Annotated in this window: 23 protein-coding genes and 1 pseudogene; 6 read left to right on the forward strand and 18 right to left on the reverse strand. The window is 42.5% G+C overall.

From position 1 onward, the window contains the following. Window positions 1-8: 8 nt before the first annotated feature. Window positions 9-1,100 carry a hypothetical protein gene (locus tag AC4MDD_RS17520; RefSeq protein WP_491882098.1) on the forward strand — a complete coding sequence of 364 codons (1,092 nt, stop codon included), beginning with the start codon at window positions 9-11 and terminating at the stop codon, window positions 1,098-1,100. 154 nt (window positions 1,101-1,254) lie between these two features. Then, window positions 1,255-2,631: a phosphohexomutase domain-containing protein gene (locus AC4MDD_RS17525; RefSeq protein WP_491882099.1), complete on the forward strand. Its 1,377-nt coding sequence runs from the start codon at window positions 1,255-1,257 to the stop codon at window positions 2,629-2,631. Window positions 2,632-2,830: 199 nt separating this feature from the next. On the opposite strand, the gene AC4MDD_RS17530 is transcribed toward AC4MDD_RS17525, so the two are convergent. The 3 genes from AC4MDD_RS17530 to AC4MDD_RS17540 all read right to left on the reverse strand — a co-directional run bounded on the left by AC4MDD_RS17530 (window position 2,831) and on the right by AC4MDD_RS17540 (window position 5,204). Then, window positions 2,831-4,414, reverse strand: coding sequence for an IS66-like element ISAba25 family transposase (locus AC4MDD_RS17530; protein WP_491882100.1), 1,584 nt, complete (start codon window positions 4,412-4,414; stop codon window positions 2,831-2,833). A 74-nt stretch (window positions 4,415-4,488) separates the two neighbouring features. After that, window positions 4,489-4,800, reverse strand: coding sequence for an IS66 family insertion sequence element accessory protein TnpB (tnpB, locus tag AC4MDD_RS17535; RefSeq protein ID WP_158319084.1), 312 nt, complete (start codon window positions 4,798-4,800; stop codon window positions 4,489-4,491). A 20-nt stretch (window positions 4,801-4,820) separates the two neighbouring features. Then, window positions 4,821-5,204 (reverse strand): transposase, encoded by a 384-nt coding sequence (locus tag AC4MDD_RS17540; protein WP_001055585.1) that lies wholly within the window; start codon window positions 5,202-5,204, stop codon window positions 4,821-4,823. A 339-nt stretch (window positions 5,205-5,543) separates the two neighbouring features. On the opposite strand from AC4MDD_RS17540, the gene tnpA reads away from it, so the two are divergent. The 4 genes and pseudogenes from tnpA to AC4MDD_RS17560 form a co-directional block, all read left to right on the forward strand. Further along, window positions 5,544-5,927, forward strand: coding sequence for an IS66-like element accessory protein TnpA (gene tnpA, locus AC4MDD_RS17545; protein WP_491881703.1), 384 nt, complete (start codon window positions 5,544-5,546; stop codon window positions 5,925-5,927). Next, window positions 5,924-6,259 carry an IS66 family insertion sequence element accessory protein TnpB gene (tnpB, locus tag AC4MDD_RS17550; protein WP_004684362.1) on the forward strand — a complete coding sequence of 112 codons (336 nt, stop codon included), beginning with the start codon at window positions 5,924-5,926 and terminating at the stop codon, window positions 6,257-6,259. The genes tnpA and tnpB (AC4MDD_RS17550) overlap by 4 nt, the downstream gene beginning before the upstream one ends. Before the next feature lie 74 nt (window positions 6,260-6,333). After that, on the forward strand, window positions 6,334-7,938 hold the full coding sequence (gene tnpC / locus AC4MDD_RS17555; protein ID WP_491881702.1) for an IS66 family transposase: 1,605 nt from the start codon (window positions 6,334-6,336) through the stop codon (window positions 7,936-7,938). A 26-nt stretch (window positions 7,939-7,964) separates the two neighbouring features. Further along, window positions 7,965-8,084: pseudogene (locus tag AC4MDD_RS17560) on the forward strand (transposase domain-containing protein); the annotation flags it as partial. Here AC4MDD_RS17560 and AC4MDD_RS17565 read toward each other — a convergent pair. The 15 genes from AC4MDD_RS17565 to AC4MDD_RS17635 all read right to left on the reverse strand — a co-directional run bounded on the left by AC4MDD_RS17565 (window position 8,081) and on the right by AC4MDD_RS17635 (window position 24,276). After that, the gene (locus tag AC4MDD_RS17565) at window positions 8,081-8,758 is read right to left on the reverse strand and encodes a beta-1,6-N-acetylglucosaminyltransferase (protein WP_491882101.1); all 678 of its coding nucleotides are present in this window, start codon (window positions 8,756-8,758) and stop codon (window positions 8,081-8,083) included. The pseudogene AC4MDD_RS17560 and the gene AC4MDD_RS17565 overlap by 4 nt on opposite strands. A gap of 2 nt (window positions 8,759-8,760) precedes the next feature. Continuing rightward, a complete protein-coding gene (gene galE / locus AC4MDD_RS17570) occupies window positions 8,761-9,780 on the reverse strand; it encodes a UDP-glucose 4-epimerase GalE (RefSeq protein ID WP_491882102.1) in 1,020 nt (339 codons plus the stop codon). A gap of 1 nt (window position 9,781) precedes the next feature. After that, complete coding sequence (gene pgi, locus AC4MDD_RS17575) at window positions 9,782-11,440, reverse strand: glucose-6-phosphate isomerase (protein WP_491882103.1); 1,659 nt, start codon at window positions 11,438-11,440, stop codon at window positions 9,782-9,784. Beyond that, a complete protein-coding gene (locus tag AC4MDD_RS17580; RefSeq protein ID WP_491882104.1) occupies window positions 11,440-12,696 on the reverse strand; it encodes a nucleotide sugar dehydrogenase in 1,257 nt (418 codons plus the stop codon). The genes pgi and AC4MDD_RS17580 overlap by 1 nt, the downstream gene beginning before the upstream one ends. A gap of 24 nt (window positions 12,697-12,720) precedes the next feature. After that, complete coding sequence (gene galU / locus AC4MDD_RS17585) at window positions 12,721-13,596, reverse strand: UTP--glucose-1-phosphate uridylyltransferase GalU (RefSeq protein ID WP_338840187.1); 876 nt, start codon at window positions 13,594-13,596, stop codon at window positions 12,721-12,723. A gap of 12 nt (window positions 13,597-13,608) precedes the next feature. After that, window positions 13,609-15,483, reverse strand: a complete 1,875-nt coding sequence (locus AC4MDD_RS17590) for a polysaccharide biosynthesis protein (RefSeq protein ID WP_491882105.1) — start codon at window positions 15,481-15,483, stop codon at window positions 13,609-13,611. 115 nt (window positions 15,484-15,598) lie between these two features. After that, window positions 15,599-16,774: a DegT/DnrJ/EryC1/StrS family aminotransferase gene (locus tag AC4MDD_RS17595; RefSeq protein ID WP_491882106.1), complete on the reverse strand. Its 1,176-nt coding sequence runs from the start codon at window positions 16,772-16,774 to the stop codon at window positions 15,599-15,601. 30 nt (window positions 16,775-16,804) lie between these two features. Beyond that, window positions 16,805-17,455, reverse strand: coding sequence for a NeuD/PglB/VioB family sugar acetyltransferase (locus AC4MDD_RS17600; RefSeq protein ID WP_491882107.1), 651 nt, complete (start codon window positions 17,453-17,455; stop codon window positions 16,805-16,807). 51 nt (window positions 17,456-17,506) lie between these two features. Then, a complete protein-coding gene (locus tag AC4MDD_RS17605) occupies window positions 17,507-18,487 on the reverse strand; it encodes a methionyl-tRNA formyltransferase (protein ID WP_491882108.1) in 981 nt (326 codons plus the stop codon). Next, on the reverse strand, window positions 18,484-19,068 hold the full coding sequence (locus AC4MDD_RS17610) for a sugar transferase (RefSeq protein ID WP_491882109.1): 585 nt from the start codon (window positions 19,066-19,068) through the stop codon (window positions 18,484-18,486). The genes AC4MDD_RS17605 and AC4MDD_RS17610 overlap by 4 nt, the downstream gene beginning before the upstream one ends. Beyond that, window positions 19,065-19,745, reverse strand: a complete 681-nt coding sequence (locus tag AC4MDD_RS17615; protein WP_160232171.1) for a PIG-L deacetylase family protein — start codon at window positions 19,743-19,745, stop codon at window positions 19,065-19,067. The genes AC4MDD_RS17610 and AC4MDD_RS17615 overlap by 4 nt, the downstream gene beginning before the upstream one ends. A gap of 16 nt (window positions 19,746-19,761) precedes the next feature. Further along, window positions 19,762-20,982, reverse strand: coding sequence for a glycosyltransferase family 4 protein (locus AC4MDD_RS17620; protein ID WP_491882110.1), 1,221 nt, complete (start codon window positions 20,980-20,982; stop codon window positions 19,762-19,764). Between the two features lie 3 nt (window positions 20,983-20,985). After that, the gene (gene wecB, locus AC4MDD_RS17625; RefSeq protein ID WP_491882111.1) at window positions 20,986-22,116 is read right to left on the reverse strand and encodes a non-hydrolyzing UDP-N-acetylglucosamine 2-epimerase; all 1,131 of its coding nucleotides are present in this window, start codon (window positions 22,114-22,116) and stop codon (window positions 20,986-20,988) included. A gap of 11 nt (window positions 22,117-22,127) precedes the next feature. Further along, window positions 22,128-23,240, reverse strand: a complete 1,113-nt coding sequence (gene wbjC, locus AC4MDD_RS17630; RefSeq protein ID WP_491882112.1) for a UDP-2-acetamido-2,6-beta-L-arabino-hexul-4-ose reductase — start codon at window positions 23,238-23,240, stop codon at window positions 22,128-22,130. Between the two features lies 1 nt (window position 23,241). Continuing rightward, entirely contained in the window at window positions 23,242-24,276 is a 1,035-nt protein-coding gene (locus tag AC4MDD_RS17635) for a polysaccharide biosynthesis protein (protein WP_491882113.1), read from the reverse strand. Between the last annotated feature and the right edge of the window lie 3 nt (window positions 24,277-24,279).

Here is a 24,279-nt window from a genome sequence, read left to right on the forward strand (position 1 = left end):
TTAAATACATGAAATATGCTTTTACAACGCTGGGATTAGGCCTACTGTCTTCTTTTACCGCTTGGGCTGCACCAAATGATCTATATTTGCAAGCCAATAGCTTTACTCAAACTGATACTGCACTCAGTATCGGTATAGATGCAGTAAATGATACGATTGATGTCTTTAATATTCGAGAAAGTGAAGGTGTTTCAGAAGGAGCCGGAGATTATATCGGTGCACATGTACATCTTATGCATAAATTCTCTCCAATCTGGGGCTTAGAAGCCAGTTACCAGTATCGGGAAATTGATTATGCGCAAGATACCAATACGATTTCCAGCCCTCTCCTTGCGGTGCGTTACACACCTGACTTTAATCTAAACAAAAATGATACCGTGACATTCCGTCTGAGTACTTGGGGCAATTTTTCTGATGAAATCAAAAAATCCACCCCTACGCAGATCCAAAATCGTACTTTAGAACAAATTACGGTTCAAGATGCTCAAGATTGGCAATTACAACTAGACAGTATTTTTAGCCGTAAAATCGATCATATGAATATGGTTAATTTATTTACGACCCTTGGCTATAGTAAGGTAAAAGTAGATCAATTAAATATCCAAGGGCAGAAAAATGGCTGCCTCATGGATTTCCAAATTCAGTCTAATAATCAATATACTGGTCAGCTCAGTCAACCCTGTACAATTGATGATTTAATTGTGAAAGAGTTGAATGTAGCCGGTGATGCAAATGAGTTTGGGATCGATATTCAAAAAGATCTGAATTATGACGCTTTTTATGCAGGATTTGGCGGTTCTTGGAATTGGCGTTATCGTAATTTTGAAAGTCAATTGGCCTATCAGTATCAACGCTTATGGCGTAAAGACATTGATGACCGGATCAGTAATTTCGGTGCTGCACCCATTAAAGATAACCATAGTATAGGACTTAAATTAAACTATGATTTTAGTCCTCAAGTTAGAGGCTTTATTAAGGGTGAAATGTATCAGCATAATTTAATCGGTTATGTCCCTTTCTTATATAATGGTGTCACGGCTTCTCGTTTAGATAAAAAGTACGGTTTAGCCTCAGTGGGAATTACATTGCACAATTTTTAAATAACACTCTGAGTCATACTTATATTCAACTGTATAATCAATGATATAACCTCTGTAATTTTTTATAGAGGTTTTTTTCATTTTATCCATTTATCTCTATACTGTTTTAATCCCTTATAACTTCAACTCTTTTTTGCGAATTTTGAGAAATCACATGACAAAACTGACTTGCTTTAAAGCCTATGATATTCGCGGCAAACTGGGCACAGAACTCAATGAAGAGATTGCCTATAAAATTGGTCGTGCTTACGGACAGATCTACCAACCGAAAACCGTGGTGATTGGTTGTGACATACGCCTGAGCAGTGAGGGCTTAAAACAGGCGACTACTCGCGGTTTAAATGATGCTGGAGTCAACGTGCTGGATTTGGGCATGACCGGGACTGAAGAAGTTTATTTCGCAGCTTTCCACCTGGATGTCCAAGGTGGAATTGAAGTGACGGCCAGTCATAATCCGATGGACTATAATGGTATGAAATTGGTACGTGAAAATGCCCGCCCGATCAGTGCCGATACTGGTCTTAAAGAGATTCAGGCCTTGGCAGAATCAGGAGAATTCATTGAGGTTGTCCAAAAAGGTTATACTGAACAATATAATATCCTTCCAGAATTTATCGATCACCTGATGACCTATATCGATCCGGCAAAAATCCACCCGATAAAACTGGTGATGAATGCTGGCAATGGTGCCGCAGGTCATGTAGTGGATGCGATTGAACAGAAGTTTCAACAGCTACAGATTCCGGTTGAATTTATCAAAATTCATAATGAAGCTGATGGTAACTTCCCGAATGGCATCCCGAATCCAATTCTGGTTGAAAACCGTGATAGTACCCGTGATGCGGTCATTCAGCATGGTGCGGATATGGGCATTGCCTGGGATGGCGACTTTGACCGCTGCTTCCTGTTCGACGAAAAAGGCCAGTTTATTGAAGGTTATTATATTGTCGGTCTGTTAGCACAGGCTTTCTTATTGAAACAGGCTGGTGAGAAAATTGTCCATGATCCACGTCTGGTCTGGAATACGCTGGATATCGTGGAACAATTCCAAGGGATCACGGTTCAGTCCAAGTCAGGCCATGCCTTTATCAAAGATGTGATGCGTGAACATAATGCAGCTTATGGCGGGGAAATGAGTGCCCATCACTATTTCCGTGACTTTGCCTATTGTGATAGCGGGATGATTCCGTGGTTACTGGCAATAGCAGTACTTTCTGAAACAGGAAAATCATTATCCTCTCTAGTCGAAGAAATGATTGCCAAATTTCCATGCTCAGGTGAAATCAACTTTAAAGTTTCAGATACTCAAATTACGATTCAAAAGCTCTTTGATCATTATACCGATCAAAACCCTGCTATCGACCAGACGGATGGAGTCAGTTTGGATTTTGGTGCATGGCGTTTTAATGTCCGTGCCTCCAATACTGAACCTTTACTGCGTTTGAATATTGAAAGCCGTCGTGACCAGAATCCACGACCAATGCAGGACTATGTCGATGAGTTGACAAAACTGATCCAGGGCGAAGCTTAAATACTCAAAAAAAACTGAAACCAGTGCCCTTTAAACCAGAGAAAAGACTCCAGTTTTTAGGGTACTGTTCCAGCCTTAAATTCTTATGGAAAATATTTTTCGAGTATCTCGACTGCAATATTTGCATTCATTTTCCGCGCAAACAGCATGCCTGATTGCCTCATTTTAGTAAGCGTCCGCTGAATCCCATACCTATTTTTTAATTCGATTTAGGTTTCCAGCAGTGCGGCAGCAATTCTTCAATTTGGGTCACTTTGTGTGTCGGTAACCTTTTCAGCACATCACTTAAATAGGCATACGGATCCAAGCCATTCAGCTTTGCTGACTGGATTAAAGTCATGATGTTTGCCGCTCGCTGACCACTGCGCAGCGAACCTGCAAACAGCCAGTTCTTGCGTCCCAACGCCCAGGGACGCATCTGATTCTCTATCCAATTGTTGCATATTGGTAGATTGCCATCATCCAGATAGCGGCTTAAGGCTGGCCAACGCTTCAGAGTGTAATTGATAGCCTTGGCGGTGGGAGAACTCGATGGCACTGTCAGATGATGTTGGTTGAGCCATTCATATAGTTGTTGCATCACTGGTTGACTATGCTGTTGTCGGTATTCGCGGCGGTCTTCCGCTGTACCATCAGTCTTTTTCCTGAGTTCTGCTTCTATCGCATACAGTTTCTGAATCAGCACTAAGGCCTGTTCAGCAACCTGACTTTTCCCAGTTACATGCAGTTCATGGAATTTACGACGTGCATGGGCCATGCACCCCACCTCAATCACCTGGCCTGATTTAAAACGTGCTTTATAACCACTGTAATCATCACAGACTAGATAGCCCTGCCAGCCTTTCAAGAACTCTTCAGCATGCTGGCCTGAACGACTATCCTGAAAGTCATAGATCACCGCCTGAACTGGATTATACTGTGTGGTGGCATAGGCCCAGACATAACCTTTCTTCGGTTTTTTATTATTCTCACCCATCCGCATGATGGTGACCGGTGTTTCATCTGCATGCAGCACCCGCTGTTGCAGCACCACCTCTTTTAAGGCATTGGCCAGAGGTTCCAGTTCTACACCGCAGCGACCTATCCAGTCAGATAAAGTGGATCTGGACAGATCAATGCCAGCCCGCTGATAGATCAGGCGCTGACGGTACAGCGGCAAATGATCGGCATACTTCGATACCAGCACATGGCTGAGCAATTCAGGTGAAGCAATGCCTTTATCAATCACATAGGCGGGCATCGCTTGCTGAGTCAGAGTGTCACACTGATCACAGACCCATTTACCACGCACATGCTGTTCCTTATAGAACTGTGCCGGTCTGAAATGCAGTTTTTCACTGACATCTTCGCCGATACGACGGAGTTGGCAGCCACAAGCACATTGGGTTGATGCAGGTTCATGCTCAATACGGATGGTGTGTAGATGATCTGGCAGTGGTCGACGTTTAGGTTTATTGGTTTTGGCTTTCTGTGTCGCTGCATTGGTTTTATCTGCATTTAGCCGTTCCAGTTCTAGATCAACCGCGGCAATATCTTCTTCAACCGCTTCATCCCACAGATGGATTTGTTTTGCCGTTAAGTGTTCATTCTTTTGGGCGAATTTGTGCTTTTTAAACAGCGCCAGTTCATGCTCGTATTTTTGATTGAGAATAGAAAGATGTTGAACTTTGGCATCCAATTGTTGGTTTGATTGTGCTAGAGACTGATGCTGCAGCGCCAACTGCCTGGTGAATTCCAGCAGTTGTTCATGGGTCAGTTGGCTTAAGTCAGGCAGCGTATTCATGACCGCAGTATGCCTGAGGTCATGAGAAGAATGAAATAGAACGTTTGGAGAATAGCAGAATGGAACAGCCTGGTTTAAAGCATCGTCACCACCTGCTGTCGTCCAATGCGCTGCCAGGGCAAACCTTGGATCAGTGCCTGTAACTGTTCCGGGCTGAGGGCCACGGTTTCACCTTGGTGAACTTGAGCCCAGTGAAATTTGCCCTGTTCCAGCCGCCGGGCACACAGCCAGATGCCCAATCCATCATGTACCAGCACTTTCATGCGATGGCCACGTTTATTACAGAACAGGTAAGCACAATGCGGTTTGATGTAGCCAAAGGCTCTCACCACCTGAGCCATGGTCGTATCCATACCTGCACGCATGTCCATGGGCTGAGTAGACAACCAGATTTCATCAATGCGGATCATGTTGCAAGTGCCTTGAGTAATTCTGCCAAGGCAGGTATTTCTGATGTCTGCCATTTTAGCTGAATATCATTATTCGTATGAGGCACGGTGATACACAACGTGATCCTCTCATCAATAGGTTGGCTGATTGCAGCAGTGTAAGGCAAAGCAATAAATGCTGGATTCACATGAGTAGGATCCTGCACGGCACCCTCATGATGGCTGAAGATCCTGATCCAACGACTGACAAGGTTGGCATTAATACTATGTTGCAGTGCGACCGAAGCGATCGAGGTATTAGGATTTTTGCAGGCATTGACAATACTGAGTTTGAATTCTTTGCTGTATTTTCGGCGTTTTTTAGCAACAGGAGGTGTTGCTGAATATATATCCATGTTCATGGATTAAGTCCCCACTTGTTTTTAGGTGGGAACTAAATTAAGGCTTATAGGATCGCTTGGTAAGGCTGTGTTAGCCGGATGCTTACTCATTTTATCAAAATCAGACACATCTAAAGTTCTGGGATAATCCGGTCCTGAATCCCAGTCAATATATCTTAGCCCTGTTTCACAATCCTCTATCCTATGCTGGGCACGATAGATGCGTTGCTGAAAATGGGAATTATAAATAATGGTATGGAAAAAGATTTCATCTGTAAGCGTCCGCTGAACACACCTTATGAATTCGTCCTATAAGCCTTAATTTAGTCCTCACTTAAAAACAAGTGGGGACTTAAATTTATGACTACAAATAATCAGACATCCATCGCATCTCTTACGATAATACGAAGAACATATAGTGCTGAATTTAAACAGCATATCGTTCAGGCGTGTAAAGCATCGGAGGTTTCAATTGCTTCAGTCGCTTTGCAACATGGATTGAATACAAATCTTGTATCCAAATGGATTCGCTTAATTGATGCTAAGCCAAGGAGTGATCGCTCACCACTATCGAATAAACCTGCATTTATTGCCTTATCTTGCTCTGCACCATTAGATCATACTCCTACTGACATGTTAAAAGTTCAAATTACTTTACCCCACTCAAAAGCAGAAATTGGCTTGAAATGGCAAGTATCAGAAATATCTGCTTTAGCAGAATTACTCAAGGCACTTACAACATGATCCGTATCGATGAAATCTGGTTGTCTACCCAGCCCATGGACATGCGTGCAGGTATGGATACGGCCATGGCTCAGGTGGTGAGAGCCTTTGGCTACATTAAACCGCATTGTGCTTACCTGTTCTGTAATAAACGTGGCCATCGCATGAAAGTGCTGGTACATGATGGACTGGGGATCTGGCTGTGTTCTCGGCGGTTGGAACAGGGCAAATTTCACTGGGCTAAAGTTCATCAGGGTGAAACCCTGGCACTCAGTCCAGAACAGTTACAGGCACTGATCCAGGGTTTGCCTTGGCAGCGCATTGGACGACAGCAAGTGGTCACAATGCTCTAAACTAGCTTGGTCCATTCTGCTATTCTCCAAACGTTCTATTTCATTCTTCTCATGACCTCAGGCATACTGCGGTCATGAATACACTGCCTGATTTAAGCCAACTGACCCATGAACAACTGCTGGAATTTACCCGGCAGTTGGCAATGCAGCATCAGTCTTTGGCACAATCAAATCAAGAATTAGAAAAATCAAACCAGCAATTGGATGCCAAAGTTCAACATCTTTCCATTCTCACGCAAAAATACGAGCATGAGCTCGCACTATTTAAACAGCACAAATTTGGCAGTAAAAACGAACATCTCACCGCAAAACAAATCCATCTGTGGGATGAAGCGGTCGAAGAAGATATTGCCGCTGTTGATCTGGAACTGGAACGGCTGAATGCAGATAAAACTGATGCAGCGACACACAAAGCCACAGTCAACAAACCTAAACGTCGACTGCTGCCCGATCATCTACACACCATCCGTATCGAGCATGAACCAACATCAACCCAATGTGCTTGTGGCTGCACCTTGCGTCGTATCGGCGAAGATATCAGTGAAAAACTACATTTCAGACCGGCACAGTTCTATAAGGAACAGCATGTGCGTGGCAAATGGGTCTGTGATCAGTGTGACACCCTGACTCAGCAAGCGATGCCCGCCTATGTGATTGATAAAGGTATTGCCAGTCCTGAACTACTGAGCCATGTGTTGGTCTCGAAATACGCAGATCATTTACCGCTGTACCGTCAACGTCTGATCTATCAGCGGGCGGGAATCGAGCTTTCTAGATCAACTTTATCTGACTGGATAGGTCGCTGCGGTGTAGAACTGGAGCCTCTGGCCAATGCTTTAAAAGAGGTGGTGCTGCAACAGCGGGTGCTGCATGCAGATGAAACACCAGTCACCATCATGCGGATGGGTGATGATGAGAAAAAACCGAAGAAAGGTTATGTCTGGGCCTATGCAACAACCCAATATAATCCAATTCAAGCCGTGATTTATGACTTTCAGGATAGTCGTTCAGGCCAGCATGCTGAAGCGTTCCTGAAAGACTGGCAGGGCCATCTGGTCTGTGATGATTACAGTGGTTATAAAGCACGCTTTAAATCAGGCCAAGTTATTGAGGTGGGCTGCATGGCGCATGCGCGTCGTAAATTCCATGAACTGCATGTGACCAAGAAAAGTCAGGTCGCTGAACAGGCCTTAGTGCTGATTCAGAAACTGTATGCCATAGAAGCAGAACTCAGGAGAAAGACCGATGGTACAGCAGAACAGCGCCGCGAATACCGACAACAGCATAGTCAACCGGTGATGCAACAACTGTATGAATGGCTCAACCAGCATCAACTGACGGTGCCATCGAGTTCTCCAACCGCCAAGGCCATCAATTACACTCTGAAGCGTTGGCCAGCTTTAAGCCGCTATCTGGATGATGGCAATCTACCGATTTGCAATAATTGGGTGGAAAACCAGGTGCGGCCTTGGGCGTTGGGACGTAAGAACTGGTTATTTGCAGGTTCGCTGCGCAGTGGTCAGCGAGCGGCAAACATCATGACTTTAATCCAGTCAGCAAAGCTGAATGGGCTGGATCCGTATGCCTATTTAAGTGATGTGCTGAAAAGATTGCCGACCCATAAAGTGACCCAAATAGAAGAATTGCTACCACACCGCTGGAAATCCAACTCAAATTAAAAAATAGACATGGGGTTCAGCGGACGCTTACGAATGGGCTGGATCCGTATGCCTATTTAAGTGATGTGCTGAAAAGATTGCCGACCCATAAAGTGACCCAAATAGAAGAATTGCTACCACACCGCTGGAAATCCAACTCAAATTAAAAAATAGACATGGGGTTCAGCGGACGCTTACTTTCATCTGCACAGAGTGAAGATTTAAAGGTTTTTGTATAATCCGGATTTGCTTCTAGATAATCCAGAATAAATGTCACCGCCTGATCGGTGAGGGTAATCCAGTTTGAACCTTTATAGAGTTTAGGTAAATGAGAAATATCCTGTTTACGGAAGTGCCGGCAATACCATAATTCCCATCTGTTCAGTAACTGAAATAATGGTGATTTAGCTTTCTGATACATAATCGGTAAATACAGGACATTCACCCGTTGTTCCACATCATCTGCTAAATCATCATAACCCACAAACTCGGTCTGTTTCTGATATTCTTTTTCTAGAAATAATTCTCTTGCTGTATTGGAACATAAAGGAATGTCATCTCCGGACAGGAAGAAAAAATAGCCGTAATCATATTTTTGCGCTTCCTGCAGGAGTTTTAACATGACCTCAATTTGGCTATAGCTGCCCCATCGTACATCTGTCCGGTCTGCTAAAAAATATACCTGATCATGCTGTCCGAATTGAGTATGAAATGGGGCAAGGTCGGCTTTCTGATCGACATGAATGAGAATAATACTATGAGGACTTTTCAGCAGCTCATTCACCAGAAAAACCAGTGAATGGGTAAGTTGATGACAAATGACCCCATAAATAAAATTCATATTTATGATCCATATCCTTTAGGATTCTGCTTCTGCCATTTCCAGCTATCGGCGAGCATATCCTCTAAGCCATATTCGGGGGTCCAGCCCAACTCTTTTACTGCACGCGCATTGTCTGCAAAACAGGTCGCCACATCGCCTTCACGCCGTGGTACCAACTCAAATGGAACAGCAACACCATTCACCTGCTCGAAGGTATTTTTGACTTGTAGCACTGAAATCCCATTACCGGTACCAATATTCCAGGCACGACAACCTTGAGAAACCAGACGATTATTCAAAGCACAGAGATGTGCACTAGCCAGATCAACCACATGAATATAGTCCCGCACGCCAGTGCCATCGACCGTATCGTAATCATGACCAAAAATAGACAGTTTTTCACGACGGCCTACAGCTACCTGAGTTACATAAGGCATCAGGTTATTAGGAATTCCTTGTGGATCTTCTCCAATCTGGCCGCTTTTATGCGCACCGACCGGATTAAAATAACGCAATAATGCAATCGACCAGCGTTCATCAGACACAGCCAGCTTTTCCAGTAGCTGCTCTACGATCAGTTTGGTATAGCCATAGTTATTGGTCGGCATTCCGGTAGGCATCTCTTCATTTAAAGGTGAAGGATTATTTTCACCATAGACCGTAGCCGAAGAGCTGAAGACCAGTTTGAATACCTGTGCACGCTGCATCGCCTGCACCAGACTGATGGAACCGGCAATATTATTGTCAAAATAGGCCAAAGGAATCTGCTGGCTTTCTCCCACCGCTTTCAGCCCGGCAAAATGAATCACTGCATCAATCGACTGTTGCTGAAAGACCTGATCCAGTAACTGGCTATCCCGGATATCGCCTTCCACAAAGGTCAGGCTTTTTTGGGTCAGCTTTTCTACCCGGCTTAAGGACTCGGAAGAGCTATTGCACAAATTATCCAGCACGATCACTTCATGTCCAGCATTCAGCAACTCCACACATGTATGTGAACCAATATAGCCGGCCCCACCTGTGACCAGAATTTTCGCCATTTTACTTTCCTAATAGAACTTTAATTAAACCTTGGGTTGAGCCATCTAGACCATCCAGATCGGTCTGTTCACCATTCAGGATGGGCAGTAACTGGTTGGCAATTTCCTTGCCTTTTTCCACGCCCCACTGATCAAACGGGTTAATGTTCCACAGCACCGACTGAACAAATACCTTATGTTCATAGAGTGCAATTAGCATGCCTAAACTGTATGGGTTGAGCTCTTGCAGCAATAGGGTGCTGCTCGGCTGATTACCTTCATACTGTTTATAGGCCGGCAAACTTGCCAATTCGGCCTGATCTAGCGCTTCATTACCAAAAGCCAGTAAACGCGACTGCGCCAGACAGTTGGATAATGCCAAATGATGTTGTTCGACCAATGCTTCGGCACTGTCTGCATAGGTATATTGCTGGCTATTATAACGCTTTACCGGTGCAATAAAATCACAGCTGACTGACTGCGTACCCTGATGCAATAACTGATAGAAGGCATGCTGGGCATTCGGTCCAACCTCCCCCCAGATGATCGGGCAGGTATCTAGCTGGACTTTTTCGCCATTACGCTGGATCGACTTACCGTTGGATTCCATTTCCAGCTGTTGCAAGTAAGATGCAAAATATTTCAGCCGTCCGTCATAAGGCAGAATTGCATGGGTCTGAATATCCAGAAAATTGGTATTCCATGCTCCCAAAAGTCCCATCAGCACCGGAATATTGCGCTCAAAAGGCTGGTACTGAAAATGCTGGTCAACTGCATAAGCACCGGCCAACAGCTGCTTGAAACCCTCAATCCCGATGCTCAAGGCAATTGGCAGTCCGATACAGGACCAGAGTGAATAACGCCCGCCAACCCAGTCCCAGAGCAGCAACTGGTTTTCCGGCGCAATGCCCCATGCGGTCATTTTTTCCGGCTTGGTTGATACTCCAATAAAATGATGCTTGAGAATATAAGGATGTTGACCTAAGGCCTTTTCCAGCCATAAGCGTACTGTCTGGGCATTGGTCAGGGTATCAATGGTGCCGAAGGATTTGGAGGAAATAATAAACAGTGTCGTTTCCGGACGCAGCTGATGCAACAGCTCGGACAGCTGACTGCCATCCATGGTCGAAACAAAATGTACGTTGAGTGGCTGGGCAGACTGGTATTTAAAATCAGACAAGGCATGCGTGACCATCAAGGGACCCAGATCTGATCCACCGACGCCAATATTGACCACATCCTGAATCACTTCACCGGTGGCACCGCGACGCTGCCCGGCATGAATCTGTTCTACCAGGGCATACATCCGTTCCAGCTGGGCATGTACATCAGCTGCCAGATCAGCATGCTGTTGATCCTGTTTCGGCAGGCGTAGTGCCCAGTGCATGGCAGCACGCTGCTCGGTATAGTTGATTTTTTGATTGGAAAATAGGGAGCCAATCCAGGATCTGAGGTTCTGTGCATCGGCCCATTCGATCAGGCTCTGCAGCACATTTTTATTGATTCTGTGTTTGCTATAATCGAATAGCAGTTGTTCAAACTGGATAGAATATCGATTAAAGCGCTCCGGGTCAGCCGCAAACAGCTCCCGCAAATGCTCAGACTGAAGCTGTTCTTTGTTCGAGGCGAGTTTCTGACACACAGTTTCAGTGTCGAGATTTGGATTAAAATGGCTCAACATTAACGTCCCACCCCAATATAATTAAAACCACGTGTCTTGACATACGTCGGATCATACAGATTACGCCCATCCAGAATCAGGGGATGCTGCATCAGCTTGATCAGATACGGATAATCCGGACTGCCATACTGTTTCCATGCCGTCATCAGACACAAGGCATGCGCACCTTCCACGGCCTGATACTGGTCTTTACACAGGATCAGGTCTTCCCGTGGCCCATAAACCTTTTCAATATTTGCGATTGCCTGAGGATCATGTAGCTTGACCGTCACGCCTTGCGCCCACAAAGCGGTCAGCATGGCATGTACCGGAGACTGCTGGATACTCGGCGTGTTTTCTTTAAAAGCTGCACCCCAGATCGCAATGACCTTGCCTTTTAAGTCTCCGCGGAAATAATTCCAGAGTTTACGGAACAGCAGTTCTTTTTGTTGTTCGTTAATATCCCAGACCTGCTCCAACAGCTGGTTTTTTACCCCTGAATCTGCCACTGCATGTGTCAAAGTCCGAATATCATGTGAGAAATTTTCTCCACCGAAACCGACACCGGGGAACAGATAGGCAGAACCAATCCGGTTATCCGCAGCCATGCCTTGCCGTACCTGTTCAATATCAATGCCAAGCTTTTCTGCCACACTGGCCAGATCATTCATATAACTGATCCGGGTGGCCAGCATGCCGGAAATACTCAGCTTGGTAAATTCGGCATCCAGAACCGGCATAAATAGATACTGCTGCGCGCGTGGAAAAAGGGGACGTAATAATTCTTTGATTTTAGGCTGTATATCTGCATGATCACAACCCACGATCAGCTGGGTGGCCTGAGTAAAGCTACGCAGTGCATTCCCTTCCTGAATAATATCCGGCAGATAAATCCAGTCATCATTCGGCAATAACTGCTGAAAGCGCTGGGTGCCATGCAAGCCAAAGGTCGAAGCATTAATCATCAGTTTGGGATGGGCAAAACAGGCATGCCGGATGGTGTCCAGCATCTGAAATGCCTGCTGTTCTTCAGTCGCATTAAAACTAAAGAAAAAAACATCCTGATTAAAATCCAGATGCTGAAAATCACAACAGTTTAAAAAGCCAGATTTTTCCTGTTTTTGCAGTAATAGCTGAAGAGATTCATCCTGGAAATAGGGCCGGGCCGACTCATCTGCATTGAAGCTGTTACACCAGACCACCTGGTGACCACATTCAGATAAAAGAGCTGAAATGACTCCGGAAAATAAGGTTTTTCCCAATACTGCGACTTTCATAATATTCCTTTTTATTATTTTTTCTTACAAAGCCAGTTCCTGAATCAATGCTTTAAACTCGCTACCGAGTTTAGGATGATCGACGCCATAATGTAAAACAGCTTTTAGATATCCCAACTTACTGCCACAGTCAAAGGTCTGGCCTTTCATGCGATATGCTTCTACAGCTTCTGTTTGTTGCAGCATTGCAATTGCATCGGTCAGCTGGATTTCATTACCTGCCCCGCGTGGGGTCTGTTCTAAAAGTTGCATGATTTTGGCCGGCAGAATATAACGCCCGACCACAGACAGATTTGATGGTGCGGTGCCGACTGCCGGTTTTTCGACAATGCCTTGCATGACTATGCTTTCACCTTCCTCAGGCGATGCAGCAACATCAACAATGCCATACTGGTCGACCAGATGTTCAGGCACTGCTTCCACCATGATTTGTGACGCTTTAGATTCTTCATAACGCTGAATCATACGCGCCAGGTCATTTTCAGGGTCTTGATCCTTGACTAGCACATCTGGTAGTAACACCGCAAAGTCATCATCGCCAATCACGGCTTTGGCACACAGTACTGCGTGGCCCAGACCCAGAGGCTGTGGTTGGCGTACACTAATCACACTCACACCTGTAGGCAAAATTTCAGTAATTTCTTTGAGTAAGTCCGTTTTGTTTTTTTGCTCAAGCGTGGTTTCAAGTTCAAAGTTACGATCAAAATAATTTTCAATCGATGCTTTAGAAGAATGGGTCACCAGAATAATCTGCTCAATTCCGGCAGCAACCGCTTCACGTACCACATATTCAATCGCAGGGCGATCCACGACTGTCACCATTTCTTTAGGAATGGATTTACTGGCAGGTAAGAAACGCGTACCTAAACCAGCCACAGGGAGAATTGCTTTCTTAATCATATCTATAAAAACCTAGTTCACTTTAATTTCGTTACCGCGTACATAACCATCCACATAATGTTCTAATTGTGCCAGCGCCCATTCAATGTCGGTTTGAGTCGCTGTAAGTTCATGTATGCGGTTAAATACTGCCAGAATTTCTGCTAATGGATAATGTTTTTCGACAGATCGTAGAATACGCGTATGTGAAGTAATTTCTGTATTTTCTTCGTCAATCAGCAGTTCTTCATAAAGTTTTTCGCCTGGACGTAGCCCAGTATATTGAATTTCAATATCACCATTCGGGTCTTTATTATCTCTGACTTTGAGTCCGCTCAGCGCAATCATTTGACGAGCCAGATCCTGAATCCGTACTGGCTCGCCCATATCCAGCAGGAACACGTCGCCTCCTGTACCCAAAGCACCGGCCTGAATTACCAGCTGCGAGGCTTCCGGAATGGTCATAAAGAACCGGGTCACTTCCGGATGAGTCACGGTAATCGGTCCACCCTTGGCAATCTGCTGTTTAAACAGCGGCACCACCGAACCCGAAGAACCGAGCACATTACCAAAACGCACAATACTGATCTGGGTCTGGTCCTGAGCCTCTGCCATAGCCTGACAGTACAACTCTGCCATACGTTTGGTCGCCCCCATCACGTTGGTTGGACGTACCGCCTTATCAGTTGAAATTAATACAAAGGTTTCGACGCCTTTCTTCACCGCTGCATTCACACTAAAGGCGGTTCCAACGGCATTGTTTTTCAGACCTGCCAGCGGATTACACTCGACCAGCGGGACATGTTTATAGGCGGCAGCATGATAAACAGTCTGTACGCCATATTGTTCAATCACCCGTTCTAACTTACGTTCATCGAGAACTGAACCTAAAATCGGAATAATTTCACAGCTTGCAGTGAGGCGTAACTCTTTTTCAATACTATAGAGCGCAAATTCAGTCAGTTCATAAATGATAATTTTGGCCGGCTGGTTTTTAATGATCTGGCGGCACAGCTCTGAACCAATCGAACCACCCGCGCCTGTGACCATCACCACTTTATCTTTAATGTTTCTGGCCAGCAGCTCAGGAACCGGCGGAACAGGATCACGTCCCAGCAGGTCAATAATATCTACTTCCTGAATATCAGAAATTCGAATTTCACCATCGACCAGTTTGGTCAGACCTGGAATTTCAGTAATTTTTAAATGAGCCGGTTCTAAAAACTTGATGATTTCACTTTTACGGAGCCGCCCTACCGAAGGCAACGCAATCAGAATTTCATCAATTTTTTGCTTGCGCATGAGTTTTAAGGCAGTCTGGGCATCATAGACTTTAAGTCGACCAAGCTGCTGTCCCGCCAGCGAGCGTTTGTCGTCAATAAACATGATCGGCAAATGTTCATTGGAACGATACAGTGCAGCAGCAACCTGTTGACCGGCATGACCCGCACCATAAATCGCAATGCGTTTTTTCTGTACATCGGCCTGCAAGTAGGAACGGATAATAAAACGGATGATGCCCCGGCTAAACCAGATCCAGGCAAACATCATAAAGCCGAACATCAGCGGAATAGAAGTCGGAATAAATGCCGGCGTGAAATAAGCCAGCGCATAAAGACCAGCGACAGTCAGAGCCGTCGCCAGCCCCATTTTAATCATAAACACTTCATTATACGTACGGACAATAAAGCGATAGACACCACACACGAATAGGGATACAACTGCAATTACACTGACCCAGAGCGTACCAAAAGCCAGATTCGGTACCACTTCTGCGCCTAAATCGAATCGGCGAATGGCATAACATAGCCAGATCAGGACCGGAAAAGCACAAAAATCTAGAATAATTAAAAATGCAAGTTTGGCGACTCGTGGTGATTCTACAAAGGGTGTAATGATCGATTTCACTGGGTACGTTTTCTCAATTTTAATAAATTTTTAATGAATTACGACTTTATTAATAACTTAGAACGATATTATATAGAGAAATGCACCGAATACGGTGCACTTATCTTGCAAAAGTTTAAGCAATTATTCTATGAATGACCTGTTGAATTGCCGTGACTGTTTTATGAATACTTTCATCACTTAAAGTAGGATGAACTAAAAACATCAGACTGGTTTCACCCAATTGCTGCGCATTTTTCAAACGCTGTGCTGGACGCCATGGCGTATCATCAAAAGCATGCTCGAGATAAACTTCTGAACAGGAGCCACTGAAACAAGGCACATTCTGCGCACTGATTTCCTGCATGATCCGGTCACGTGACCAACCTTCTGGCAAAGTATCGATATTGACCTGCACATAACATTTATAGGCAGCATGCACATAATCATCGGATGGACGATGGACGCTAAAATATGAACTGTCTGCAAATGCCGCATAAATCTTTTCCATATTGGCAAGGCGTTTTCCAGTCCATTCCGGCATTTTTTTCAGCTGGAGACGTCCGATCACACCCTGCATTTCCATCATGCGCCAGTTGGTACCAAAGGAATCATGCAGCCAGCGGAAACCCGGTGGATGCTGCTTGTTATAGATGCTGTCAAAGTTCTTGCCATGATCTTTATAGGACCACATTTTTTTCCACAGCACTTCGTCATTGGTGGTCACCATGCCGCCTTCACCACCTGTCGTCATAATCTTGTCCTGACAGAAAGACCAGGCCGCAACATGACCGATTGAACCGGCAGCTTTACCTTTATATTTTGCTCCATGCGCCTGTGCACAGTCTTCGATCACATACAGGCCTTTAGCGGAAGCCAGCTGCATGATCGGGTCCATGTCGCACATCCAGCCTGCCAGATGTACACAGATAATGGCCTTGGTATTGGGTGTGATCACCGCTTCAATGGTACGGCGGGAGATATTTTGGGAGTCCAGTTCAACATCGGCAAAGACCGGGTTTGCCCCAGCTGTTACAATGGAGCTGGCCGAGGCCAGAAAGGTACGTGAGGTAACAATCACATCATCCCCTGCGCCAATACCTAATGCCTTGAGTGCGACATCAAGTGCTACTGTTCCATTGGCCAATGCCACTGCATACCGGGTTTCTGCAAACCGGGCAAATTCTTTTTCGAACTCGCGGCATTCCTGTCCGGTCCAGTAGTTGACTTTATTCGACAACAAAACCTGGGAAACCGCATCCGCTTCTTCCTGAGTAAAACTTGGCCATGGTTCAAATGCAGTGTTTAACATGATGTGTCCTGAATTTTTAAATTTAAAAACTTATTTTTTCTCTAAGATCCGTGCCGGATTGCCGACTACTGTCACGCCGGGCGGTACACTTTTGGTGACCACAGCCCCCATACCGACCACGGCACCCTTACCAATCACTAAAGGCTGGTCAGGTGTACCCTGTTTAATCACAGCACCTGTACCAATATAGGCGTGATCTTCGATATGAATATTGCCATTGCATTTCACCCCGGGAGCAAAGGTGACATAGTCACCGATAATACAGTCATGAGCGACATAGCTATAAATATTGGCATGAAAGAATTTTCCAATTTTGATATTGGATGTCAGACAAGTGAAAGGACAAAGTAAACTTCCTTCACCAATATGCACCTCATCTAGAATAACTGTATTACCTGCATGAACATCTAGATGCTGTATCTGGTCCTCATTTAAACACTGAACCAGTTTTTCACGAACTTGACTATTCGCGATAGCAATCGTTACAGCCTTATGTGTATTTGGTTTAGCGAGAAAATCCTGATAGCTTAAAACGACATAGCCATTTAAATGATTACCTGCTTGGCCATCATCGATAAAAACAAAGTTATCTTTGGCTAAAGTTGGAAATTGCTGGCGAACTAATGGCATAACTTCCTTACCAAAACCACTTGCACCGTACACACCAATAAATAAAACCATTACTTCAAACCCTTTCGACATCTTTCAAATTTAATTTTAAAAAATTAATTACTACTCAAAATTTTTTAGAAGAGTTTCTATTACTTCTAAGCGTTCACTCAAGTCTGTTACTTTTTTTCTTAGCTGATTAATTTCGAGAGAATTGATATATCCTAGTCTCATCCCTACTTTAGGTAACCAAGAAATAGAAGTAGACCAACATTTCACTCTAATACAATGATCAAGACATTGAATAATAAACTCTTCTTTATCAACTTTTTGAATAGTCCCCACAACACCATTATAGGGCGAATTAAATAAAACTTCAGACTTCCAGATTTTTATTTCTAAATCTTCAAAAAATGTAAAAGCACCAGGGTGTGGACGTGTTGCCGCTTTAATTAACCGGTCAACTTTATAGGCTGTATTTTCCCAATTTATACAACCATCCAAGTGAGTACGTTTACCATTAAACGTAGCCTGTTCTTCTGACTGCTGTACTCCCTTTAGCTGCTCATTTTTTATTGAAAAAATTAATCCATCTAAAGCATATTTTTCTGCAATCAATAATTTAGCTTCAACACTTTCTGCATCATCAGATTCTTCAACCAAAAATGGGGTCTGAATAAAAATTTGTCCTTCATCAGCATTTTCTGTCAACTCAAAGAAAGTCGCTGCCGCATCCCCACATTTTTCAGTAATCCATGCTAAAGGCGCTCTACCTCTACCTTTTGGTAAAGCAGTAGGATGAAAACCGATAGAAAATTTTTTAGCAGCATCAATAATTTTTCTAGATACTAATTGAGAAAGACCAACAACAAAAATATAATCTGGGTTTGCTTCTACAATTTCATTTTCAAAGTCATTTATTTTTTGAAATGCCTTATAAGCATATCCTTTATTTTGACTATAAGATAAATCTGTCCATCCACTCACTAAAGAATGATCTTTAGGCTCATAACCATAAACGGTAACATCAGCTATATTTGAATCTAGAAGTTTATCAATTAATATTTTTGTGCTTGTTACTCCACCAATAACTATAAGCTTCATTTCACATCCTTTTTAAATTTATCTTCTCCAAAAATAACCACCAATATTGTTTTAAAAACAATTTTCATGTCATTTAAAATAGATAAATTTTTTACATATTGAATATCGTATTTCCAGCGCTCTTCCCAACTCAAAAAAATATTACCATTAATTTGAGCTAATCCGGTCATCCCAGGACGAACTTTAAAACGCTCTTTTGCCCATTCAGGCATTTCTTCATAAGTTATGGTAAGACATGGTCTAGGGCCAACCAAACCCATATCTCCTTTTACAACATTAATCAGTTGAGGTAATTCATCTATTTTGGTACGACGCATCACTTTCCCAATCCATGTTACCTCTGGATCAGTATTAAAGGTTTGGCGAATTGATCTATTTTCATTTACAGTCATAGAACGAAATTTTAAAATTTCAAACAAACAGCCATTAAGCCCTACCCGTTGTTGTTTATAAAATATTGGCCCCTTGTCACCTAATTTTATAAACAGGGTACAAACGATTAATATTGGTGATAGGAGTATTAATAAAAATAGAGAAATTATGAGATCTGTTAATCGTTTTAAAGCAACTGTGAATTTCATCGCTGATATTCACCTATCAGTACAAAACCTTCTGCTGCCATACTGCCTATATGTGTTCCTCGAATATGAGCTAAAGATTCCAATGATTTAAGTGAGCGTGGCATATTTGAGGGTTGAACTTGACTTTTATAAGCAGCCATTGCCAATAGTTTTTTTTCTAAAAAACTCTCTATATCAACAAAAATATTAGGTTGAAATGCAGCAACTAAATAAGGTGCCGCTAAATGGGTTTCTGAAAGTGTCTCATAACATAACACTCTCTTTAAATTTTTATTTTTTGATAAATATGGTCTTAAAGCTACCAATGCAGCGTAATTGATTACACCATGATCCTGATGTAAGTCATGCTGAAAGGGAATATATACTTCATCTGGATTAACTTCTTGAATTAGCTTATCCACTTCACCATTCACTTTCCATGTCGGGTAGTGATCTAAACAAGCAGCAGGTAAATTTTTAAATATAACTTGAGTTATACCTAAAATTTCTGCAGCATCTAAACACTCAGTACGAATACCATCCCATAATGAACTTGGCCATATCGGATGAGTCCCATCACCAGGTCCTGTTAAAATAGCTAATACTACTTCATGTCCTTGGGAGGTTAGTTTCGCAATCGTTCCTCCCATACCAATCACTTCATCGTCTGCATGAGGGGCTAATATTAAAACTTTCATTACATTTTCTCTCAAATTAAACTTTTCGACTAACTTTCTCAAAAATCGTTACAAAGTTTAAGACCCCACTTTCTAAAGATAATTCTTGTAGATAAAAGTTGTGCGCATTTAAGCCCATTTGCAGCTGTTCACTAGCAGACAAGTGATAAATTTTCAAAATAGCTTGCTGAATACTTTCTACATCCTCAGAGATTGCAACACAGCCACACTCAGCTCGTCGTACAAGATCAGCAGCATCTCCTGCCACAGCCATTAATACAGGTTTACCCATTGCCATATAAGCTTGAGTCTTAGATGGTACAGTAATCTCAAACAATGGATCTTTTTTTAAGTGTACCAATAATAAACTTGATAGCTCTAATACCCCTCCAACTTCTGCCATAGGCATACGTGGAATAAAGATAGTATTTGAAATATTTTCACTAATTAAACGCTGTTTTAGACGCTCAGTTTCTGTCCCACTACCAACAAAAACGAATTGAATATCCTGAATATCCTGGACTTCTTTAGCAACATCTAAAATGCTATCCAAAGCCTGAGCTTTCCCCATATTTCCGGCAAAAACAATATTAAATTTATTCTGCATGAGTTGTTGATATTCAATCTTTGCAGGCTGCGCTTGAGTCAAACCTTGTTCATCACACCAATTATAAATAACACTAATTTTTTCTACTGGAACCTCCCTATCTATTAGCTGCTTTTTAAAGCCGGGACATAACACGACAATATGATCAACTAATTTATAAACTAACTGACAAACTGAACCAATAAGACTTAAAATTTTATTGTTATTCAGCATACCTGTTGCTTTTAAAGTATCAGGCCACATATCCTGAATGTCATAGACAATCGGTATACGTCGGAAAAACTTAATAAAAATAGCAGCTATCCCCACGGTTAATGGGGGGTGATAAGCATAAATTACATCGGCTTTTTTAGTCGCAAAAATGCCAAAAAGCATTGCCATAAAAGCAAAGCTAATATAATTAAAAATTCTTTTTAACGCAGAGCTATCATGATTGGGATATAAAGCCACGCGTAAAATAGAAATACCATCTATTTCTTCACGTTGAGAAAGTTTTATTTTATAACCATCATAAATTTTCCCACCCGGGTAATTTGGAAACCCAGTGAGTACCTGAACATCATGACCTTGTCGCTTTAATTCTTTGGCAAAAGCAAGCCCTTTAAATGTAGGCTCAGGATCAAACCACTGCGTTAAAAGAAGAATTTTCATAGCTTAGTATTTCTTCCACACCACACGGTTAACATAGTCGGTATAACTTAAAATTATACGCGCCACCTTTTCACTCACGTTTGGCATACTGTAGTCAGCAACTAAGCGCAATAGTCGTTCTTCGCCACGTGGTTGATGATCCAGAATATCTAGACCTTGCAAAGTCCGTTCTGCAGTTAAACCCACCATCATCACCGCAGCTTCTTCCATTCCCTCAGGACGTTCATGCGCCTGACGTAAATTCAAAGCAGGAAAATTTAGGATAGAAGATTCTTCATTAATAGTGCCACTGTCTGATAAAGTAGCCTTTGCAGAAAGCTGCAATTTATTGTAATCACTAAAACCGAGAGGCTTTAATAACTGAATTAATGGGTGAAATTCGACATTCAACTCTTCAATACGCTTACGGGTACGAGGGTGCGTTGAAACAATCACAGGATATTGATATTTCTCAGCCACAGCATTGAGCATCTTAACCAGATCTAAAAAGTTTTGGTCTGAGTTAATATTTTCTTCACGATGCGCACTGACAATGAAATATTGATGCTCTGTTAAGCCCAAACGTACCAATACATCTGAAGCTTCAATTTTGGCCTTGTAGTGATGTAGCACTTCAAACATTGGGCTACCTGTTTTAATCACCTGATCTGCAGGCAGGCCTTCAGCCAACAAATAATCTCGTGCAATCGTGCTATAAGTTAAATTAATGTCAGCAGTATGATCGACAATACGACGGTTAATTTCTTCAGGTACACGCATATCAAAGCAGCGGTTTCCTGCTTCCATGTGAAAAGTTGGAATCTTACGACGCTTGGCAGGAATGACCGCCATACAGCTATTGGTATCGCCTAACATCAGTAGAGCTTCTGGCTGAACTTCTTCCAGAACTTTATCAACTGCAATAATGACATTACCAATCGTTTCTGCACCTGTTGCACCTGCTGCATTTAAAAAATGGTCAGGTTTACGAATACCCAAATCGGTAAAGAAAATTTCATTGAGTTCATAATCATAGTTTTGGCCTGTATGTACCAAAATATGATCAAAATATTGATCACACGCAGACATAACACGTGATAAACGAATAATTTCAGGACGCGTTCCAACAACGGTCATTAATTTTAATTTCTTCACAATTTTAACTCTTAATTTGTTAGTGGCATGGCATAAGTATCTGGTTTTTCACGGTCAAATATTTCATTTGCCCAAAGCATCACTACCATTTCTTCATTACCAATATTGGTAATATCATGGGTCCAGCCTGGCACAGTTTCTACAATTCGTGGTTCATCGCCATAAGTTTGAAGCTCATAGAATTCACCTGTAACCACATGCTTAAACTTGAATAATGCCTTACCTCTAATTACCAAGAATTTTTCAGTTTTAGTATGGTGATAATGGCCACCACGGGTAATACCGGGATGTGCAGTAAAGTAAGAAAATTGCCCTGCATCTGGGGTTTTCAGCATTTCGACAAACACACCGCGCTGATCACCATATTTAGGTACGCTATAGTCAAACTGTTCAGGTTTTAAAAAACTTAAATAGGTTGAATAAAGTGCACGAGTTAAGCCTGTTCCGACACGACCGGTAATTAAGGTATTGCGAGACTCTTTAAAATCTTGCAGCATTTGTGCTAATTCACCGACGCTAATCTGATATTCAGGCTGTATGGCAAAAACTTGTTCTACCTGCTGTGTACCCTGAATAATATTCCAGAATGACTCTACGACGTCATCTACATACACTAGACGAATAACAGCATTTTCATCATGAATCTGAATCGGTAAGTCATTTGCAGTGTTATAGCAAAATGTTGCAACAGCCGAGTTATAATTTGGACGTGACCATTTACCAAACACATTGGCTAAACGGCAAATATAAATAGGATTGCCCTGCTTTTGCTGCAGATCTAATAGGGCTTGTTCACCACCGAGCTTACTTTGTCCATAGGCATTATCACGTTCAGCCTGAATAGATGAAGAGAGAATAATCGGGGTTTGCTTTTCTGCTTGTCTAAGAATGTCTGCTATTTTTTGTGTGAGCGTAACATTACCATCAATAAACTCTTGTTCATTTAAAGGACGGTTTACCCCAGCCAAATGTACAATCCAATCCGCAGAAAGTACGGATGATTCTAATTCAACAGCATTTGATTGACGGTTAATCGTCAAAACTTCTACATCTGACTTTTCAGCTAAAAACTGAATCAAGTTTTTGGCGATAAAGCCATTTGAACCTGTGACTAAAATTTTCATTTTATGCCTCTGGGTCAATATATTGGCCTTGAGTCAAGGCACGAACAAAACCAAGTTTTAAAAGCAATTTTTTCATGCCTTCAACGTCTAAACGCTCGGTATTATGAGAATTATAGTCTTCAAACTGGGTAATTTTTAAATCACCATTTTCAACATATTTTGCATAGTTTAAGTCACGCTGATCCGCTGGCACGCGATAATAATAACCTTGATCTAAAGCAACAGCCATTTCTTCACGACTCAATAATGCTTCAAAAGCTTTTTCACCATGACGCGTACCCATAATTGAAATAGGATGCTCAGGTACATTTAATAACTGAGTTAAAGCTTGCGCTAAAACATGGATGGTTGCTGCTGGCGCTTTTTGTACAAAAATATCACCATTTTGACCATGCTCAAATGCATATAGCACCAAGTCAACAGCATCATCCAGAGTCATCATAAAGCGGGTCATATTTGGATCTGTTATTGTCAAAGGTTTCCCTTGACGAATTTGATCGACAAATAAGGGAATCACTGAGCCTCGTGAAGCCATCACGTTACCATAACGTGTACAGCAAATAGTCGTATCTAGTTCTTCTAAATTACGTGATTTCGCTACAATGACTTTTTCCATCATTGCTTTTGAAATACCCATTGCATTGATGGGATAAACAGCTTTATCTGTACTTAAACATACAATACGTTTTACGTGGTTTTGAATGGCAGCTTCTAAAACATTTTCCGTACCCAATACATTGGTTTTAACTGCTTCCATTGGGTGGAATTCACATGAAGGCACTTGTTTTAAAGCTGCCGCATGGTAAATGTAGTCAACACCGCGTGTTGCATTTAAAATACTCGTGTAATCGCGAACATCACCAATATAGAATTTAAGCTTAGATGACTGGTATTTTTTACGCATATCATCTTGCTTTTTTTCATCACGACTAAAGATACGAATTTCTTTAATATCTGTTTCTAAAAAGCGTTTTAGAACAGCATTACCGAATGAACCTGTACCACCTGTGATTAATAAAACTTTATTTTTAAACATGAG

This window comes from Acinetobacter sp. CAU_H_29a_1 (assembly GCF_058599505.1).